Origin of the sequence: Terrisporobacter petrolearius, from assembly GCF_020748185.1 — a bacterium.
Lineage (GTDB): Bacteria > Bacillota > Clostridia > Peptostreptococcales > Peptostreptococcaceae > Terrisporobacter > Terrisporobacter petrolearius.
Genome location: NZ_JAHZMO010000109.1, coordinates 1 through 684 on the forward strand (window position 1 = coordinate 1; position 684 = coordinate 684).

Annotated in this window: 1 rRNA gene; it reads left to right on the forward strand. The window is 42.3% G+C overall.

Annotated elements, in window-relative coordinates:
* Window positions 1–173: 173 nt before the first annotated feature.
* Window positions 174–684: ribosomal RNA gene (locus tag K0040_RS19855) — 23S ribosomal RNA — on the forward strand; the annotation flags it as partial.

A 684-nucleotide genomic window follows, 5' to 3' on the forward strand; every position in this document is an offset into this window, starting at 1 on the left:
ACTTTGAAAACTGCATAACATTTAGTGATATGACATTATATAAAGAAGAAGATAAACTTCTTAAAAAATATATCATATAAAGAAGATAACTTTTAAAAATATCAAACTTTGAGCAATGGGATTTGTCTGAATGGATATGAAGACAAAAACATTGGCGAAGCATTTTAATAACTGGTCAAGTTATTAAGGGTGTAGGGCGAATGCCTTGGCACTAGGAGCCGATGAAGGACGCGATAAGCTGCGATAAGCTTGGGGGAGTTGCACGTAAACTGTGATCCCAAGATTTCCGAATGAGGAAACTCACTTAGAGTAATGTCTAAGTATCGTATAGTGAATACATAGCTATGCGAGGGGAACCCGGGGAACTGAAACATCTAAGTACCCGGAGGAAGAGAAAGAAATTCGATTCCGTAAGTAGCGGCGAGCGAACGCGGAACAGGCCAAACCAGTGAAGTTTTCTTCACTGGGGTTGCGGACATATCATAACGAAGAGGCTATTGTAGACGAGGAGAGTTGGAAAGCTCCGCTATAAAGTGTAAAAGCCACGTAGTCAAAACAAGAAGACTTCAGATATGATCCAGAGTACCACGGGACACGTGAAACCCTGTGGGAAGCAGGAGGGACCATCCTCCAAGCCTAAATACTACCTAGTGACCGATAGCGTATAGTACCGTGAGGGAAAGG